The organism is Rhodoferax sp. LS1R11 (genome assembly GCF_056521395.1).
Map to the genome: position 1 here is coordinate 225,187 of NZ_JBWMAW010000003.1, position 18,335 is coordinate 243,521.

Annotated in this window: 11 protein-coding genes and 2 pseudogenes; 5 read left to right on the plus strand and 8 right to left on the minus strand. The window is 61.7% G+C overall.

The genetic code is table 11. From position 1 onward, the window contains the following. The first annotated feature begins 20 nt into the window (after nt 1–20). Entirely contained in the window at nt 21–914 is an 894-nt protein-coding gene (locus tag AC097N_RS05775) for an alpha/beta fold hydrolase (protein WP_479579791.1), read from the plus strand. Then, nucleotides 911–1,789, plus strand: coding sequence for an NADPH-dependent 7-cyano-7-deazaguanine reductase QueF (queF, locus tag AC097N_RS05780; RefSeq protein WP_479579792.1), 879 nt, complete (start codon nt 911–913; stop codon nt 1,787–1,789). Before AC097N_RS05775 ends, queF begins: the two co-directional genes overlap by 4 nt. 54 nt (nt 1,790–1,843) lie before the next feature. Here the strand turns inward: queF and AC097N_RS05785 are convergent, their stop codons facing one another. The 3 genes from AC097N_RS05785 to dinB form a co-directional block, all read right to left on the minus strand. Next, the gene (locus AC097N_RS05785) at nt 1,844–6,112 is read right to left on the minus strand and encodes a bifunctional diguanylate cyclase/phosphodiesterase (protein WP_479579793.1); all 4,269 of its coding nucleotides are present in this window, start codon (nt 6,110–6,112) and stop codon (nt 1,844–1,846) included. A 90-nt stretch (nt 6,113–6,202) separates the two neighbouring features. Further along, a complete protein-coding gene (locus tag AC097N_RS05790; RefSeq protein WP_479579794.1) occupies nt 6,203–7,807 on the minus strand; it encodes a methyl-accepting chemotaxis protein in 1,605 nt (534 codons plus the stop codon). A gap of 160 nt (nt 7,808–7,967) precedes the next feature. Continuing rightward, nucleotides 7,968–9,200, minus strand: a complete 1,233-nt coding sequence (gene dinB, locus AC097N_RS05795) for a DNA polymerase IV (protein ID WP_479579795.1) — start codon at nt 9,198–9,200, stop codon at nt 7,968–7,970. 168 nt (nt 9,201–9,368) lie between these two features. On the opposite strand from dinB, the gene AC097N_RS05800 reads away from it, so the two are divergent. Further along, complete coding sequence (locus AC097N_RS05800; protein WP_479579796.1) at nt 9,369–12,047, plus strand: bifunctional acetate--CoA ligase family protein/GNAT family N-acetyltransferase; 2,679 nt, start codon at nt 9,369–9,371, stop codon at nt 12,045–12,047. A 31-nt stretch (nt 12,048–12,078) separates the two neighbouring features. On the opposite strand, the gene AC097N_RS05805 is transcribed toward AC097N_RS05800, so the two are convergent. The 5 genes and pseudogenes from AC097N_RS05805 to AC097N_RS05825 form a co-directional block, all read right to left on the minus strand. Beyond that, on the minus strand, nt 12,079–13,230 hold the full coding sequence (locus tag AC097N_RS05805) for an alpha-hydroxy acid oxidase (protein ID WP_479579797.1): 1,152 nt from the start codon (nt 13,228–13,230) through the stop codon (nt 12,079–12,081). A 106-nt stretch (nt 13,231–13,336) separates the two neighbouring features. Further along, nucleotides 13,337–13,444: pseudogene (locus AC097N_RS05810) on the minus strand (FxDxF family PEP-CTERM protein); the annotation flags it as partial. A gap of 63 nt (nt 13,445–13,507) precedes the next feature. Beyond that, nucleotides 13,508–14,356 (minus strand): annotated as a pseudogene (locus AC097N_RS05815) (SdiA-regulated domain-containing protein); the annotation flags it as partial. Nucleotides 14,357–14,553: 197 nt separating this feature from the next. After that, on the minus strand, nt 14,554–14,838 hold the full coding sequence (locus tag AC097N_RS05820; protein ID WP_479579799.1) for a hypothetical protein: 285 nt from the start codon (nt 14,836–14,838) through the stop codon (nt 14,554–14,556). Between the two features lie 188 nt (nt 14,839–15,026). Then, complete coding sequence (locus AC097N_RS05825) at nt 15,027–15,875, minus strand: IclR family transcriptional regulator (protein WP_479579801.1); 849 nt, start codon at nt 15,873–15,875, stop codon at nt 15,027–15,029. Between the two features lie 151 nt (nt 15,876–16,026). On the opposite strand from AC097N_RS05825, the gene AC097N_RS05830 reads away from it, so the two are divergent. Further along, nucleotides 16,027–16,788, plus strand: a complete 762-nt coding sequence (locus AC097N_RS05830; protein WP_479579802.1) for an SDR family oxidoreductase — start codon at nt 16,027–16,029, stop codon at nt 16,786–16,788. Between the two features lie 28 nt (nt 16,789–16,816). Further along, nucleotides 16,817–18,334 (plus strand): sugar ABC transporter ATP-binding protein, encoded by a 1,518-nt coding sequence (locus AC097N_RS05835; RefSeq protein WP_479579803.1) that lies wholly within the window; start codon nt 16,817–16,819, stop codon nt 18,332–18,334. Nucleotide 18,335 lies beyond the last annotated feature (1 nt).

Below are 18,335 nucleotides of genomic sequence, written 5' to 3' on the forward strand. Positions count from 1 at the left end.
TTCTACCTTCGGGATTAGCTATGAAAATAAGAGCAAACAACATTGAAATCGAGGTCGAAGACACGGGCGCTGGCGCCCCGGGCGAGAACCGCCCGGTGGTCCTGTTGATCATGGGGCTGGGCATGCAACTCGTGGCCTGGCCACCCGCCTTCATCAACGCGTTGGTGAAGGCGGGCTACCGGGTGATTTGCCACGACAACCGGGACGTGGGCTTGAGCCACCGGTTTGAAGCCCTGGGCTCGCCCAACCTGATCTGGCAGAGCATCAAGTACAAGCTCGGCCTGACCCCGACCGCGTCCTACAGCCTGACCGACATGGCTGCTGACTCCCTGGGCGTGCTTGACGGCCTGGGTATTGAAAAAGCCCATGTGGTGGGCGTGAGCATGGGCGGCATGATTGCGCAGCGCCTGGCCCTGATGGCCCCGGCCCGGGTGCTCAGCCTGACCAGCATCATGAGCACCAGCGGCGCCCGGGGCCTGCCGCCGCCGCGGCCCGAGGTGGTGCGCGCCTTGCTCAAGCGCCCGGCTGGCAAAAGCACGCAGGCCGTGGCGGACCACTATGTCAGGCTGTTCAAGGTCATTGGCAGCCCGGCCTTCCCGACGCCGGAGTCCGAGGTGCGTGAGCGCATTCATCAGGGCGTGACGCGGGGGTTTTATCCCGTAGGCACGCTGCGTCAAATGATGGCCGTCATGGCCGACATGACCCGTGCCGCCCAATTGGCCCAGGTGCGCACGCCCACCCTGGTCATCCACGGCAAGGCCGATCCGCTGGTGCCTTTTGCCTGTGGTGAAGACACGGCCCGGCGCATTCCGGGCGCCCGGCTGGTGGCCATTGACGGCATGGGCCATGACCTGCCGCCCGCTGTGGTCGACCACATTCTGGATCACCTGATTCCCCATTTGAGAGCTGCATGAACACATTAGAGAATTCCCAGCTGGGCAAGTCCAGTGCCTACATCGACCAGTACGACAGCGCGTTGCTGTTTCCCATCGCCCGCGCGGGCAAACGGGCCGAGATCGGTATCGGGGCGTCCGCGCCTTTTTTTGGCGCCGACATGTGGACCGCGTTCGAGCTGAGCTGGCTCAATCTGCGCGGCAAGCCGCAGGTGGCGCTGGCGCATTTCACCGTGCCGTCTGACACCCTCAACATCATTGAGAGCAAGTCCTTCAAGCTCTACCTCAACAGCTTCAACAACACCCGCTTTGCCGATGTGGACGCGGTGAAGGCGGTGCTGCGGGCCGACCTGAGCGAGGCCGCGTGGCGGGATACGTCGGTCAGCGCAGGCGCCGTGGCAAGCGACAAAGCCGCGCTGTCATCCATCGGGGTGAGAATCTTGCTGCCCGAGTTGTTTGACCGTGAGCCTGTCTATGAACTCGACGGCCTGAGCCTGGACCGGCTGGAAGTGGAGTGCACCCGCTACACACCCGCGCCTGAGTTGCTGCAGGTGGCCACAGGGGAGGGGCCGGTGACCGAGGTGTTGGTGAGCAACCTGCTCAAGAGCAACTGCCTGGTGACCGGGCAGCCCGATTGGGGCAGCGTGCAGATCAGTTACACCGGCGCGGCCATCAACCAGGAAGGCCTGCTGCAGTACATCGTGAGTTTTCGCAACCACAACGAGTTTCACGAGCAGTGTGTGGAGCGCATCTTCATGGACATCTGGACCCGTTGCAAGCCGCTGAAGCTCAGTGTCTATGCCCGCTACACCCGCCGCGGCGGGCTGGACATCAACCCGTTTCGCACCAGCTATCCGCAGGCGCTGCCCGGCAACACGCGCACGGCACGCCAATAGAAGCGGGGCAGCCTGCTATATATTTTGTAGCTGACTGCGCAGGTTCGACCTGGGCTAGAAGGGGTAATTGCTCTCAAACCGGCTCAACTCCCTGGCCGGCACCGGGCGCCCGAAGTAGTAGCCCTGGAAGGCGTCGCAGCCCATGCTGGCCAGAAAGTCGCGTTGGGCGGCAGTTTCCACGCCCTCGGCAATCACCTTCAGGCCCAGGCTGTGGCCCAGCGCCACGATGGTGCGGGCAATGACGGCATCGCTGCTGTCGGTCAGGATGTCGCGCACAAAAGTCTGGTCGATCTTGAGCTGGTCCAGCGAGAGCCGCTTGAGGTGCGACAGCGATGAATATCCCGTGCCAAAGTCATCCAGCGAGAAGCCCACGCCAAAGGCCTTGATGGCATTCATCTTGGCAATGACGTCTTCCACGTCGTTCACCAGCATGCTCTCGGTGAGTTCCAGCTTGAGAAGCAGCGCGTTGGCGCCGGTTTTTTCCAGCGACGCCGCCACGGTGGCCACATAGTCATCCTGGGTAAACTGGAAGGCGCTCACATTCACGGCCATGGTCCAGTGCGCGGTGGCCAGTTGCTCGGCCCAGTGGACGAGCTGCTCGCAAGCGGTCTCCAGCACCCACTGGCCCAGCGGCAGGATCATGCCGGTTTCTTCCGCCATGGGAATGAATTGGGCGGGCGTGACCATGCCGCGCCGGGGGTGACGCCAGCGCACCAGCGCCTCGGCACCAATGGGGTTCCCTGCTTTGTCGACCTGGATCTGGTAGTGCAAGATGAATTCCTGCGCGGCCAGGGCATGGCGCAGGTCTTTCTCCAACGCATCATGAGCCGCCACCACGGCCTGCATGGCAGGGTCGAAAAAGCGCGCGGCATTGCGTCCGGCCGCCTTGGCCTGGTACATGGCCACGTCGGCCTTTTTCAGCAGGTTGTCAATGGCATCGTGCTCCCCCATGAACACCACAATGCCAATGCTGGGCGTGCTGTCGTAGGCGTGACCGCGCAGGCTGAACGAATGCCCGAATGCGTCCAGCACCTTGGAGGCAATGACCTCGGCCTGCGTCGCCGCTTCACGGTCCATCGGGCTCAGTGCCTCCAGCAGGATCACAAATTCGTCTCCGCCCAGGCGGGCCACGCTGTCGCCCTCGCGCACGCAGGTCTGCAGCCGCACGCTCACCTGCTGCAGCAGCACGTCCCCCACATCGTGGCCGAGCGTGTCGTTGAGCTGTTTGAAGTGGTCCAGGTCCAGAAACATCAGGGCGCCATGCTGGACGGTGCGCGCCGAGGTGATCATCGCCTGCTTGAGCCGGTCCATCAGCAGGCGCCGGTTGGGCAGGCCGGTGAGGGGATCGTAAAAGGCGAGGCGGCGGATTTCCTCCACGTCCTTGCGGTTCTGGGTGATGTCCCGCACGATGCCGATGAACGTGGTGGTGCCGGCATTTGACATTTGCGTCACCTGCAGGCTCATGTGGAACAGGCTGCCGTCCTTGCGCTGGCCTTCCAGTTCGAGCAGTTTGCCGATCGCGCGTTCCTGTCCCGTGGTCTGGAAGGTCATCAAAAAACCGTCGTGCTGGCTGCGACGCGGCTCGGGCATCAACATCGACACGTTGTGTCCGATCACCTCGTCCACTTCATAACCAAAAATGTGGCTGGCCGCCTTGTTGAAGGTTTCCATCCGTCCGCGCGTGTCGATGGTGATCACACCGTCCATCAGGTTGTCGAGAATGGTTTGTGTGTGCAAGGCCGACTCGCGCAGGGCCTCCTGGCTGACGGCCAACTGCTGTTCGGCCAGCTTGCGCGCAGTGATGTCCTGAAAGGCGCCCTGCAGCTTGATGGCCTTGCCGTCTTCAAATACGGCCCTGCCTTGCGTGCGGACCCAGATAGAACGCCCCTTGGCGGTGACCCGCGGCAGTTCCAGATCAAACGAAGTTCCGTCGTTGATCGCCTTCTGAACGGCGGCCTGGATGACAGGGCGGACGTCGTCTTCATACAGGCTGAACCCTTCCTTGAAAACGGGCGTCTCCGAGGGGTCAATGTCATTGATGCGCAGCGCTTCCCTGGACATGCTGAAGTGCTGGGTTCGCAGGTCCAACTCCCAGCCCCCCACATGGGCCAGTTCGCCGGTACGCTCCAGCAACTCAGCGGTTCTGGCAAGGTCTTCCCGCACTTGGTAGGCCTCGGTCACGTCACTGAACACCAGCACCACCCCGACGATTTCGCCAGCCGGGCTGCGGATGGGCGCGGCGCTGTCAAAGATCTGGTATTCACTGCCGTCCCGGGCGAGCAGGGCGGTGTGGTTGGCCAGGCCCACCACGTCGCCGCGCGCCATCACGAGTTCGACAGGGTTGACCGCCAGCGCGCGGGTCTGGGCGTTGATGATGTGAAACACCTTGTTCAAAGGCAGCCCGGCCGCATCGGCCAGGGGCCAACCCGTGAGACGTTCTGCCGTGGGGTTCATGCGGGTGATCAAACCCGCCGCGTCCGTGGCGATCACCGCGTCGCCAATCGATTGCAAGGTGATGGACAGGTTCTCTTCGCTCAGGCGCAGTTTTTCCAGCGCGTGGTGGCGTTCGGTCACGTCATGCGAAAAAACCAGTCTGGAGACCCGGTTGCCAAATACCAGCGAGTGCGCCGTGATTTCAACCAGGATGATGCTGCCGTCCTTGCGGCGATGGCGCCACAACTCGGCCTGACTCAGACCGGCGCGGGCACTGCGGACGTTCTCCACCAGGGCTGAAACATCTTCGGGCGGCCGAATGTCCCGGATGGACATGGCCAGGAATTCTTCCCGGCTGTAGCCGTATTGTTGGATCGCCGAGTCATTGACTGCAAGAAAGCCCAAAGTTTCCAGGTCATACACCCACATCGGGTGAGGGTTGCTCTCAAAGAGTTCGCGATAACGAGCCTCGCTGATGCGCAGGGCTTCTTCAGCTTGCTTGCGTTCAGTGATGTCTGTGGTGACGCCCAGCGACCGGGCCGCCTTGCCCTGTGCGTCATGGGCAATGACCCGCCCCACCACATGGACCCAGCGAAAGGAGCCATCGACATGGCGCAGGCGCGCCTCGTAGGTGTACGCCACATCATGGCCGTCCAGCGCCTTCTGGGTGGCCTCGGATATCGTGGTCCGGTCGTCCGGATGAATGCGTCCGATCCAAACTGCGTTGCTGACAAATCCTTCTTCGGGTTCTTGGCCCAGCATTCTGAAATAGGTGGGAGTGGCTTCCCAGTGGTCTGCTTTGTGGTCCCATTCCCAGACGGAGATATGCGCCGAGTCGGTGGCCAGGGTCAGGCGCTGGGCCAGCTGCCTGGATTGCTCTTCAGCCCGAATTCTTTTCTGCCATGTTTGACCCAGCAGAATACACAACCCGGTGATGGCCGCCGCGGCCACCAGCCAGATGAACAAGGCCAGCATGGCCATGCTGCGCCAGGGCGCCAGCACGAGTTCGTAGGACTGACCCACCAGCACCAACAGGTCCGGTTGATTGGGCAGGACCCGGTAGGAGAGTTGACGCATGGTCCCGTCGATGGCGCTGGCGTCCAGGTAGTTGCCGATGGGGTTTTTAGGGACATAGTCCTTGAAGATGGGGCGCTGCTGGAAGCTTTTCCCGATGATGGCCGGGTCAAAAGGGCTTCGCATCATCAAGACACCGTCGCGGCTGAAGAGGGCAATCGAGCCACCCGGTCCCAAGTCAATTGCGCGCCACAGTTGGTCGAAATACGGGGGCTCCAGGGCGGCAACAATCACCCCGGCGAAGGTGCCGTCAGGTGAGTACAGGGGCCGGGACGCACTGATGAACCAGGTGCCCGAGGAACGGCTGAGTACCGGTTCACCCACATAAAAACCGGTTTTGGGTTGGGTCAGGTATTTCTGGAAGTATGAGTGATTGGCAAGACTGATGCCGATATTCCCTGTGTCCGAGTCGTACTGGACGATGCCTTGTTTGTCCATCACCCAGATGGAGCGGGCAAAAGGCAACTCCTTGAGTTGTTCGGCCAATAGTGTTCGGGCCGATTGCTGGTTGAGCCCGCCCACTGTTTCCAGCTGTGCCAGGCTGCTGGCCGTCATTTGCAATCGTTGATCGACGGCCTGGAAGGTGCGGGTGGTTTGCTCTTCGATCACGTGGGCAAACGATTCGGTCAGGCGCTCGCCGGCCCGAATCGCCTGCGTGCGCATGTAGGACAGTGCCAAAAGCACCAGGCAGCCGGAGACAATGATGAATCCCGAGGCCAGCCAGAACAGCTGACGCTGCACCATATGCCGTTCAGACGACGAGGTCAGGGCCAATGGTGTAGAGGCTGCGGGTGCTGGGGGCATCTGCTGGGGCATGAGCGGGTCACTCTGGTCGGTTTAGGTGCAGTCTAATGGACTTCCCGTAACGCAACAACGGAGTGCACAGAGGTGCCTGGTTTCGCGTTGTCAAAATGACAAAGCGCGTGGGCCGTCAGCGCCCGACGCATTGAGTTTGAAGGTGCCCACCAGCTGGGCAAGCCGCTCCGCCTGCTCGCGCAGGCTTTCCGCCGCTGCGGCGGATTGTTCGACCAGGGCCGCGTTTTGCTGGGTCATCTGGTCGAGCTCGACCACGGAACGGTTGACCTCACCGATACCGTGGCTCTGGTCGGCGGTGGCCGAGGTGATTTCACCAATGATGTCCGACACCCGCTGCACCGAGGACACAATTTCGGCCATGGTCTGACCGGCATCGGTGACCAGGCGTGAGCCCGCCTCGATCCGTGCGACGCTGTCGCCAATGAGATGTTTGATTTCCTTGGCGGCTTCGGCCGAACGGCCCGCCAGGCTGCGGACCTCACTGGCCACCACGGCAAAGCCGCGACCCTGCTCACCGGCCCGGGCGGCCTCGACGGCGGCGTTCAGGGCCAGGATATTGGTTTGAAACGCAATGCCATCGATTACGCTGATGATGTCGCTGATCTTTTTGGAGCTGGCGTTGATGTCGCTCATGGTGTGCACCACTTGCGAGACCACCGCGCCGCCGCGGGCAGCGACCTCGCCAGCGGAGGATGCCAGTTGATTGGCCTGGTGCGAGGCCTCGGCGGTTTGGCGCACGGTGTTGGTCAGTTCGTCCATGCTGGAGGCCGCCCGCTGCAAATTGCTGGCGGTTTGTTCGGTGCGAACGCTCAAGTCCTGGTTGCCGGAGGCAATTTCGGCGCTGGCGGTTGACATGCTGTCGGTCGACGTGCGCACCTGGCCGACCAGGTGCCCCAAGGCATGTTGCATGTCGGCCAGTGAGCGCAGAAGCCGGGCGGTTTCATCATTGCCGCTGGCGTCAATGTTCTGGTCGGTCAAATCGCCCTGGGCAATGGCCTTGGCGATTTGCTCGGCCCGGGTGATGGGCTGGCAGATGGAGCTCATGTTCAGCAGCGTCAGGGGCACGATGACTGCCAGCAGCAGCAACGTGGCGCCCACGATGAGCCAGATGACCTGTTTGACGGTCACCTGAAGTTTGTCCTTGTTGTCCAGGATGACGGCCTGCAGGTCTTTGTCGAGTGCTTTCACCCCTTCGTTGGCACGCTGGAAGAGGGGTTCGATGCGCCCGATGGTGGCCGCCGCAACCTGCGCAGAGGGGAAGGCCATGGTTTCCAGCTTGGTGGCCATGGGGCTGAACTGGCGGCGGAATTCGTGCAGGTCAGTGAGGGCGGTGGCGAGCTGCGCCCGCTGGGTGTCCAGCGGCAAGAGAGGCGCGAGCGCTTTGGCGGCGGTGTCCACGCGCAGATAGGACTGGGTCCAGGCCTCCTTGAAGGCGGATGCCTCCACGCTGTTCTCGTACTGGATGACCATGTCCTTCTCATTGGCGCGCAGGCTGGCCATGGCCTGCTGCAACCGCCCGAGCTCTGCCATGGAGGCCATGTCCTGCGTCACCAGCCGGGTGGTGATGTTGTTCGCATACAGCTGGGCGAGTACGCCGATGACGCCGATGGTCCCGAGGGCCAGAACGACCACAACAATGGCGCCCAGCATGCGAAACCGGATGGTGAAGTGGCGCATCAAGGTGCTTGTTTGCATTTTTTTTCAACAGTTGGCTCAGTGGTGATGAGCTTGTTATCGGCAAAGCCTGAGGCAAGTGAAGGATTGATGTGGACCGTGGGCGTTCCATTTGAATCTGTTACCTCCCCCAACTTTGGCTAATGTGCGAGCCGCCGCATGTGCTTCTCAACGGGATTGGCTAAAAAAGCTGTCGGGTGATTGCTATTGAATTAGTAGCTACTTGTGCAGGTAGTTCCTGGGCTAGAGGCTGATTTGTTTCTAAATTGACCAGAGTGTCGGCTTTCACGAGCGAGCCCACGCGCACACCCAGCAAACGCAGGCGCTTGTTCAGCGGCACGCGTTTGAGGCACAGCCCGGCGGTGCGGCGGATGGTGGGGGCATCCGCTGTGTGGGTGTCCAGGGTCAGGTCCCGGGTGGCGCTTTTGAAGTCGTCAAAACGCAGCTTGATGCCAATGGTCTTGCCCACATAGCCTTTGCGCTGCAGGTCGTCGGCCACCTGCTCGCACAAGCGGGTGAAGATGGCGCCCAACTCGGCTTTGTCACGCACCGCATGCAGGTCGCGGTCGAACGTGGTTTCACGGCTCATGGACACGGGCTCGCTCTCCAGCACGATGGGCCGGGTATCGCGGCCCCGCGCGGCCTCGAACATCCAGGTGCCGGTTTTCTGGCCAAAGTGGTCGATCAGCCATTGCTGGTCTCGTTGCGCCAGTTGCCCGATGGTCTCAATGCCCAGTTGTTTGAGCTTCTCGTCGGCCTTGGGGCCAATGCCATTGATTTTGCGGCAGGCCAGGGGCCAGATCCGGCTTTCGACATCGTCTTCATGGACGATGGAGATGCCGTTGGGCTTGTTGAATTCGCTGGCCATCTTGGCCAGCAGCTTGTTGGGGGCCACACCCACCGAGCAGGTGAGTCCGGTCTCCTGAAAAATTGTTTTCTGGATGAGGCGCGCCAGCACCCGCCCGCCCTCGCGCTGGCCGCCGGGCACATCGGTGAAGTCGATGTAGACCTCGTCCACACCGCGGTCTTCCATGAGGGGGGCAATGTCGGTGATGATGGCCTTGAAGGCGCGCGAGTATTTGCGGTATTCATTGAAATCCACCGGCAGCAGGATGGCCTGCGGGCAGAGCTTGGCGGCCTTCATCAGGCCCAGTGCCGAGCCGACGCCAAACTGGCGCGCGGCGTAGGTGGCGGTGGTGATGACGCCGCGGCCGGTGTAGTCCTTGAGCCTGGGAAAGTCGTCCACGGCAATGTCGGCCAGCGTATGGCCTTCATAGGTCTGGCGCAAGGTTTCGTCCTGCGCGCGCCGTCCGCCGCCAATCACGACCGGCAAGCCCTTGAGTTGCGGGTAGCGCAGCAGTTCAACCGACGCATAAAACGCGTCCATGTCCAGATGGGCAATGCGACGTAGCATGCCGGGGGGCTGGGGTTTCACGTCATCGGCGGGTTGGCGGCATTCAGCCAACGAATTTTGTTTGCATGAGGCAAGGATAGCCCGAACCCGTCATGATCCAGGTCAAGCCTCGACCGACTCAAACTGGTTATGCTGCTTTGCAGCAACATTTTTCCCATTGGATGCCCCATGGACAAGCACTTTCTGACGCCCTTGTTTTCACCCCAGTCGATCGTGGTGTTCGCGGGCAAGGCGGACGACCCGGCCACGCAGACACCGCAGGCCCAGGCCTTGCACCGCTCCCTGGTGGAGCAGCGTTTTGCCGGCACCCTGGCTTTTCTGGACATCCACACCATGGGCACGCTGGCCGACCTGGCCCAGGCGCAGGCCGACCTCGCCATCATCGCGGTACCGGCGGCCGAAGTGGCCACCGCACTGGAGATTGCGGGGCGCATCAAGTGCCGGGCGGCGCTGGTGATTTCCAGCGGCATCGATGCCAGCCACGCGGCCGAGTTGCACAAGATTGCGCGGCGCGATGGCATTCATCTGCTGGGCCCCAATTGCCTGGGCTTTCAGCGCCCTTTTTTGCAGCTCAACGCCAGTGTGGCAGGCACCATGTGTGCACCGGGTCCGCTGGCATTGGTCTCCCAGTCGGGCGCGCTGACCGCGTCCATTCTGGATTGGGCACAAAAGAATGGTGTGGGCTTTTCGACTGTCGTGTCGCTGGGCCCCAATACCGCAGTGGACATGGCCCAGGTGCTGGATTTTCTGGCGTCGGACGCGCAAACCCACAGCATCGTGGTGTATCTGGAAGGCATCAGCAGCGCGCGCCGTTTCATGAGCGCGCTGCGCGCCGCGGCCAACGCCAAGCCGGTGGTGGTGCTCAAGGCCGGGCGCAAAACAGCAGGCAACCGGGCGGCGCTGACGCATTCCGGTGCCATTGTCGGCAGCGACGATGTGTTTGACGCCGCCTTGCGCCGCGCCGGTGCGGTGCGGGTGCGCTCGTTTGTGCAACTGTTCTCAGCGGCCAAATGCCTGGCCTCGCGCTACCGGCCGGTGGGGCGCCGCCTGGCGATTGTGACCAACGGCGGTGGCCCGGGTGTGCTGGCGGCGGACTGGGTGAGTGAAATCAATTTGCAGCTGGCGTGCCTGGATCCCGATCAGATGAAGGCACTCAAACCCCTGTTGCCGCCTTTGGCCTCGCTGGTGGATTTGATTGATGTGTCCGAAGACGCGGGTCCCGAGCACTTCAAGGCAGCCGTGGAAGCCGCCGGCAAGGCGCGCCAGGTCGATGGCGTGTTGGTCATTCACTCCCCCAAGATCGGGGTGGACAGTGCCACCATTGCTGCCGCGCTGGTGGCGTGCAACAAGCAGCTGGGCAAGCCCTTGCTGACCTGCCTGATGGGTGATGCCACGGTGGGCGAGGCGCGGCTGCTGTTGAACGAGGCCGCCATTCCCACCTTTCGCACGCCCGAGGCGGCCGTGGGTGCGTTTGGCAACATTGCCTCCTTCTACCAAAACCAGCAGTTGCTGCAGCAAACGCCCCCGCCGTTGTCGGACCTGGCCAAGCCCGACGTGGAAGGGGCACGCATGCTGATTGAGAGCGTGCTGGCCGAGCGCCGCAAGGTGCTGACCGAGATGGAGTCCAAAGCGCTGCTGGCCGCGTTTCACATTCCCGTGACCAAGACCATCCTGGCGCGCAACGTGAATGAAGCCATCATGATTGCGACCCAGCTCGGGTTTCCGGTGGCGCTCAAGATTGACTCGCCCGACATCAGCCACAAGTCTGACGTGCAGGGCGTGGCGCTGAACATTCTCAATGCCGTGGGCGTGCGTGATACCTACCTGGACATGATGCAGGCGGTGGCCAGGCTGCAGCCCGGCGCGCGCATCAATGGCGTGACCGTCCAGAACATGTCGAGCCAGAAGCGCGGACGCGAAATCTACATCGGCCTGGTGACCGATGACCCGTTCGGGCCCGTCATTGCTTTTGGTGCGGGTGGCACGATGATTGAACTCATCAACGACCGTGCCATGGAGTTGCCGCCCTTGAACCAGTTTCTGGCGCGGCGCCTGATTGAGCGCTCCCGCGTGGCCGAAACGCTGGGTGCGTGGCGCGGCGCGGCGCCGGTGGACATGGCCTCGCTGGAGCAGGTGCTGCTGCGGGTGTCCGAGATGGTGTGCGAGCTGCCCCAGTTGCGCGAGATGGACATCAACCCCATCATCGTGGACGAGTCAGGTGCGCTGGCCGTGGATGCGCGCATCGTGGTTGAAAACGCACCGCCTTCAGCGCGCAATTACAACCACCTGGCCATCCTGCCCTATCCCTCGCAGCATGAACAGCAGTGGCCCTTGCGGGGTGGTGGCGAATACACGGTGCGTCCCATCCACCCGGATGACGCCAGCATGCTGCAGGAGTTTGTGCGTCAGCTCTCGACCGAGAGCCGCTACTTCCGTTTCGTCTCCAGCATGCAGGAGTTGCCCGCCACCATGCTGTCGCGCTTCACACTGATTGACTATGACCGCGAGATGGCCCTGGTGGCTATCGTCCGTGAAAAATGTGTGGGTGCTGACGGTAACACCACCGAGGTGGCGCGCGTGGTGGGTGTGTCGCGCTACATCACCAACCCGGACCGCACCAGCTGCGAGTTCTCTCTGGTGGTGGCGGACGACTTTGGGGGCCAGGGCCTGGGCTCGCGCCTGATGTTGTCCATCATGGACTTTGCCCGCGAGAAAGGCCTGACCGAGATTGAGGGCCTGGTACTGGCCAACAACCCCAACATGCTCAAGCTGATGCGCGGCCTGGGCTTTACGGTCAAGTCGTTCGCGGAAGACGCTGACTTCAAGCTGTGCACGCAGCTGCTGTAAGGGGCCCGGCAGCCGCGGACACCGGCCCTGCTCACACCGGGTAGGTGCCCGGCAGCAAAATGCTTTTGTCCACGGTGTTGATGTTGGTGTGGCCGCAAAAAGCCATGGTGATGTCCAGCTCCTTGTGGATGATCTGCAGTGCTTTGGTCACGCCTGCCTCGCCCATGGCGCCCAGGCCGTAGATCATGGCGCGGCCAATGTAGCAGCCGGTGGCGCCCAGGGCGCGGGCCTTGAGAACATCCTGCCCGCTGCGGATGCCGCCGTCCATGTGGATTTCAATCTGGCCGCCGACGGCGTCCACAATAGCGGGCAAGGCCCCGATGCTGCTTTGTGCCCCGTCAAGCTGGCGCCCGCCGTGGTTGCTGACGACGATGGCATCCGCGCCGCTGGCCACGGCCAGCTTCGCGTCTTCCACGTCCTGAATACCCTTGAGGATCAACTTGCCCCCCCATTGTTGCTTGACCCATTCCACGTCGGGCCAGGTGAGGCGGGGATCGAACTGTTCGTTGGTCCAGGCTGCAAGTGAGTTCATGTCGCTGACCTCCTTGACATGCCCGACCAGGTTGCCAAAGGTGTGCCGGCGTGTGCCCAGCATGCCCAGGCACCAGCGTGGTTTGGTCATCAGGTTGATGATGTTGGCGAGGGTGGGTTTGGGCGGGGCCGTCAGGCCGTTTTTCAGGTCCTTGTGGCGCTGGCCAATCACCTGCAAGTCGAGCGTGAGCACCAGTGCACTGCAGCGCGCCACGCGGGCCCGTTCGATCATGGCGGCCATGGCCTCGCGGTCGCGCATCATGTAGAGCTGGAACCAGAACGGCGCGCTGGTGTTGGCGGCGATGTCCTCAATCGAGCAGATGCTCATGGTGGACAGGGTGAAGGGAATGCCGAATTTTTCAGCCGCCCTGGCCGCGTGGATTTCGCCATCGGCATGCTGCATGCCGGTCAGGCCGACCGGGGCAATGGCCAGGGGCATTTTCACGTCAATGCCCACCATTTGGGTGGCTGTGCTGCGATTGTCCATGTTCACCGCCACGCGCTGGCGCAGCTTGATTTTCTGGAAATCCTCGGCGTTGGCGCGGTAGGTGCCTTCGGTCCACGAGCCGGAATCGGCGTAGTCGTAGAACATGCGGGGCACACGCTTTTGCGCCAGAACGCGCAGGTCTTCAATGTTGGTGATTACAGGCACGCAGGTCTCCTTGTTGGAGCCTGCATGTTACGGGCAGCCTGGCGTGCGCAGTTTGAAATCTGGTGGTGAGCCGTTGAAATTAATTGCGGGTATGGGGCTTAGGCGTTCAGGTTTGTTGTGCTTTGCGTCGACGTGCGATGGCGCCCACCAGGCCAAGACCGGCCAACAGCATGGCGTAGGTTTCTGGTTCCGGCACGGGCGCAGTCAGGACAATGAGCTGTGAGCGGGCCGTGACATCAACCGTGCCATTTGCGGGCTGGTATTGCTCGGCGACGATGTAGATGGTGCCTTTTTCGTCGATGGTCACGCCTTCGATGCCGTTGGCAGGCATGACGCTGGCCAGGTCAAAGCTGCTCTTGATGTTGCCAAGGCGATCGACTTCCAGCAGTTGGCGTGAGCCCAGGCTCAACACCAGCAAATTGTCCGCGGCGGACGTTCCCGACAAGGCGTCAACCGGCGACAGGGTCTGCACGTCAGAGAGAGTGGTCAGGCCCAATTTCACATTGGGGTCGAACAAGGCCGCCATGGTAGCCACGCCGCTCGTTCCGGCGGCGAAGCTGAGCGTACCAGCCAGGATGTTTTGCGGATTTTCTTGCTTGACGGTCACGAAGCTGCCGCCATTGCGTGGGTCATAGCTGATGCCTTCCATGCCGCTGTTACCGACATTGGTATTGCTGATTGACACGGCCTTGTTTGCCAGGTTGGCCGTGCCACCGGCCACATAGTTGAAGCTGTAGGCATCTTGCAACCGCTCTTCACCAACAACCAGCACACCACCGCCGAGGTAGGTCAATCCTTCTGTGTCGTGTTTGGTACTGCCGGTGCTGGCCCAGTTGAAGCTCATGGTGCCAAGTGTCTGACCAGTACGTGAAATCTCCACTACGCCCGTGCCTTCATCGCCCACAAAGAACAGCGTTCCGAGCTTTCCGGTAAGCGGGTCCATGCGATCTTTGGCGTAGGTCACCGCCGAGGCTTCCAGGCCTGAAATTCCGCCTGTGGTGCCGCCGAGTAGGTCGAGCGAGTAAGTGGCCGCAACTGAATAGTTGCTCAGGCTGAAGGGGGAGGCCGCTTGCGCGGAGACGCAGCAGGTTGCAGCGACGGCGAGAATGAGATGTTTGATTTTCACGATGAGAAATTTTCTGTGTTGAGGCCGACGTTGAAAGCAGAGGGACGACTGGGTCAGGCCCCGTGGCTGCGACAACGATAGTGGCCTCCTGTGTCAGCACCGTGACATGCAGGAGCGAGTCCGCGCTATTTAAGTGACACCGTCTCAGCTGTCAATATCATCAAACAGCCCCGGTCCGTTAAAGTGTGCGCGTTCAATCAGCAGCAAACGCAGCTTGGTCGAAACGCCGCCATTGGCCGAGAATCCGCCCGCGCGTCCGTGGGCGCACCACTCAGCAAAGCCACAACCGCGCGGATGGCGTTTTGCACCGGGAATGGCGCAATGCTTTCGCTACACCGTGGAAACCTGCGCGCCATGCGCTCACGTGTAGCCGCCTCGTTCTGCTCGGGCAGCTGTACGCCGGTCACCCCGCGTTCGCCCCAGGCGATGCCGCAATGACCGATGGGCGTGGCGAAGAGGGCGTAGGCTGGGGTGTTTGTCATCGTGGTTGAACCTGCTGCAGGTTTGGTTCTGTATGGCTGACCAACGGTTTCTCGCTGAACATTTTTAGGTGTTTTTGGCCTGTAGCCCTTGTTGAGCGTGCGGTAGTAGCTATTAAATAAGTAGCAATTTCACGCAGCAGGAGCGTGCCTCACGCTACTCATTACTCAGTTGATTGAAGCAGCGCGACTCAGGTGCGATGGCGCTGCGTGCCTTGCGTGAGCGACAGCGCTTGTGCTGCGTGTTGCAGAAAATCGCGCACACGGCCCAATTCAGGTACAGCGTGCCGGTCGATGCGCCGCATATACGGACACGTGAGGACCGCCAACGCGGTGTCGTCGGGCCCCAAAATCGGGAAGGAGATGTCTACCACGCCAAACGTCTGCGCGCTGTCGCGCTCCAGGTAGCCGCGGGTGCGGATGTCGGCCAGCGTCTGGGCCAGGGCGTCTTCGGTGATGGGCACCTCGCCATCGAGCGGTATGTGTTCTGCACGCATGCGTTGCAGGCTTCCTTCATCACAAAACGCGAGCAAGACATGGCCGGAGGCGGTGTCCAGCAGCCCCACGCGGGCACCGCGCTGCAATGAAAAGCTCCATCCGCGCGGGGCGTTGACCTGGGCGCTGATCAGGACATTGCCACGGTCATAAACCCCCATGTGGCAGGCTTGTTCGGCTTTGCGCGCGAAGTCATCCATGATGGGCAGGGCCTGGTTGATCAGGCGGCTCAAGGGCGGGTGCATGTGCGCCAGGGCAAACAGCTTCAGGCTCAGCGCGTAGCGGTCGCCCGAGGCATTGCGCATCACGTATTGCCGTGCGACCAGGCGCTCGAGCATGCGGTAGATCTCATTGGCGCTGCGGTCCATTTCTTTCACGATCTCCGCGCGGGTGAGTCCTTGTGGCTGGGCGGCCAGCAGTTCCAGGATGTCCAGACCCTTGTCCAGCGCGGGTGCGCGGTAACGGTCGTCGGTGGCGGTCAATGCGTCGGGGGTGTCGCTGCTTTTGGGGCGACGGCCGCGGGGTTTGGGAGCTGTGTCTTGCATGGGGCGGGTCGTGGGCAGGGGTTGAGCTTTTTATAACAGAGCGGTCTCATCCTAGGGAAAGCACTAGGTTCACATTGTACAAACACTCGTATATTTAAACCATATATGAATAACTTATTCATTTGTGAATTAATTGATGGGAGTGCAGAACATGCGTCAAGGTCGTCTGGAAGGTAAAACAATGCTCATCACCGCGGCGGGCCAGGGCATTGGCCGCGCCAGCGCATTGGCCTGCGCCGCAGAAGGCGCCCGCGTCATTGCCACGGACATTCAGCAGTCGCTCCTGGACACTCTGGCTGCAGAGTCTTCAAGCATTCAAGTGGCGTTGCTGGATGTGCGTGATGACGCGGCAGTGCAGCAACTCGCCGCGAGTTTGCCCGCGTTGGATGTGTTGTTCAACTGCGCGGGCATGGTGTCCAGTGGCAGTGTGCTGGATGGCAGCGAGGCCGATTGGGACAACAGCTTTGAGTTGAATGTGAAAAGCATGTTCCGCATGACGCGCGCCTTTCTGCCCGCCATGCTGGCGAAAGCGCAGACACAGGGCGCGTCGGTGTCCGTGATCAACATGGCGTCCATGGCGTCGAGCATCAAGGGGTTTGCCAACCGCTGCGCCTATGGGGCGACCAAGGCGGCAGTCATCGGCCTGACCAAATCCTTGGCGGCGGACTACGTCAAGGCTGGCTTGCGAGCCAATGCCTTGTGTCCGGGGACCGTGGACACGCCGTCCCTGCGCGGGCGGATTATCAGCGACCCGAATCCGGTACAGGCCGAAAAAGACTTCATCGCCCGCCAGCCCATGGGGCGCCTGGCGGTGGTGGATGACATCACGCCCATGGTGGTGTTTCTGGCCAGCGATGAGTCCCGCTTCGTCACCGGCCAGACGCTGCTGGTGGACGGTGGCGTCACCATTTGAGTCGACAGCTTTTACTCAGGGCATGACCGTGGCATCACTCGTTTCCATCCACAACCTCAGCAAGTCGTTTCCCGGCGTGCGTGCGCTGGACAAGGTGCGCTTTGACCTGCGCGCGGGCGAGGTACACGCCCTGATGGGGGAGAACGGGGCAGGCAAGTCCACGTTGATGAAAATTCTGGCGGGGGTCTACCGCAAGGACGAAGGCGAGGTCAAGCTGGATGGCCAGGTGGTGGAGATTGACAGCCCGGCCCATGCCCAAAGCCTGGCCATTGGCATCATCCATCAGGAACTCAACCTGATGAATCACCTGACCGCTGCGCAAAATATTTTCCTGGGCCGCGAACCGCGGGACCGTTGGGGCCTATTTCTGGATGAAGATCGCCTCAACCGGGACACGCAGGTGTTGTTTGACCGCATGAACCTGGTGCTGGACCCCGCCACGGCCATTGGCGCGCTGACGGTGGCGCGCCAGCAGATGGTTGAAATTGCCAAGGCCTTGTCCTTCAAGTCGCGCGTGTTGATCATGGATGAGCCGACGGCTGCGCTGAACAATGCCGAGATTGACGAGTTGTTTCGCATCATCCGCCAGCTCAAAAGCGAAGGAGTAGGTATCGTTTACATCTCCCACAAGATGGACGAGATTCAGCGCATCGCTGACCGGATCACCATCATGCGCGACGGCAGTACGATTGATACCGTGCCGGCCAACACCCCCATGCAGCGGGTGATTGCCATGATGGTGGGGCGCAATCTGGATCCGACTGAAAAAAGAATTCCCGACACCGCTGCCAACGAGGTGCTGCTGGATGTGCGTGGCTTGAACCGCGGCCGAACCATTCGGGACGTGAGCTTCACCGTGCGCAGTGGCGAGATCGTTGGCTTTGCCGGCTTGATGGGCGCGGGGCGTACGGAGGTGGCACGCGCCGTCTTCGGCGCTGACCCGATCGAGTCCGGTGAGGTGCGTGTGCGCGGCAAGACCATCCGGCTTACCTCCCCACAGGACGCCGTCCAAGCGGGCATTGGCTATTTGTCGGAAGACCGCAAGCATTTTGGCCTTGCCACGGGCATGGATGTGGCGTCCAACATCACCTTGCCCAGCCTCAAGCGTTGGCTGAAGTGGGGTGTCTTCCTGAATCAGGCCGCCATCCGCGAGGTGTCGCGGCAGATGGTGGACAAACTGCGCATCAAAACTCCATCGCTCACGCAGACGGCGCGGCTGCTGTCAGGGGGCAACCAGCAAAAGGTGGTGATCGCCAAATGGCTGGTGCAAGACTGCGAAGTGTTGATTTTTGACGAACCCACGCGGGGCATCGATGTGGGCGCCAAGAGCGAGATTTACAAGCTGCTCAATGACCTGGCCGCACAGGGCCGTGCGATTGTGGTGATTTCGTCCGAGCTGCCCGAGGTGTTGTTACTGAGCCACCGCATTCTGGTGATGTGCGAAGGCCGCATCACGGGTGAAGTGCGGGGTGACCGCGCCACGCAGGAAAGCCTGATGGCGCTTGCCACCCGTCGCGAAGGCGAGCCCGCCCCGGTGGCGTGCTGAA

Excerpts from the sequence above, each read along its gene's own strand:
- AC097N_RS05800 (WP_479579796.1), top strand. The coding sequence starts at position 9,369 with ATGGACAAGCACTTTCTGACGCCCTTGTTTTCACCCCAGTCGATCGTG.
- AC097N_RS05820 (WP_479579799.1), bottom strand. The coding sequence starts at position 14,838 with ATGACAAACACCCCAGCCTACGCCCTCTTCGCCACGCCCATCGGTCAT.
- queF (WP_479579792.1), top strand. The coding sequence starts at position 911 with ATGAACACATTAGAGAATTCCCAGCTGGGCAAGTCCAGTGCCTACATC.
- AC097N_RS05785 (WP_479579793.1), bottom strand. The coding sequence starts at position 6,112 with ATGCCCCAGCAGATGCCCCCAGCACCCGCAGCCTCTACACCATTGGCC.
- AC097N_RS05825 (WP_479579801.1), bottom strand. The coding sequence starts at position 15,875 with ATGCAAGACACAGCTCCCAAACCCCGCGGCCGTCGCCCCAAAAGCAGC.
- AC097N_RS05830 (WP_479579802.1), top strand. The coding sequence starts at position 16,027 with ATGCGTCAAGGTCGTCTGGAAGGTAAAACAATGCTCATCACCGCGGCG.
- AC097N_RS05775 (WP_479579791.1), top strand. The coding sequence starts at position 21 with ATGAAAATAAGAGCAAACAACATTGAAATCGAGGTCGAAGACACGGGC.
- AC097N_RS05790 (WP_479579794.1), bottom strand. The coding sequence starts at position 7,807 with ATGCAAACAAGCACCTTGATGCGCCACTTCACCATCCGGTTTCGCATG.
- dinB (WP_479579795.1), bottom strand. The coding sequence starts at position 9,200 with ATGCTACGTCGCATTGCCCATCTGGACATGGACGCGTTTTATGCGTCG.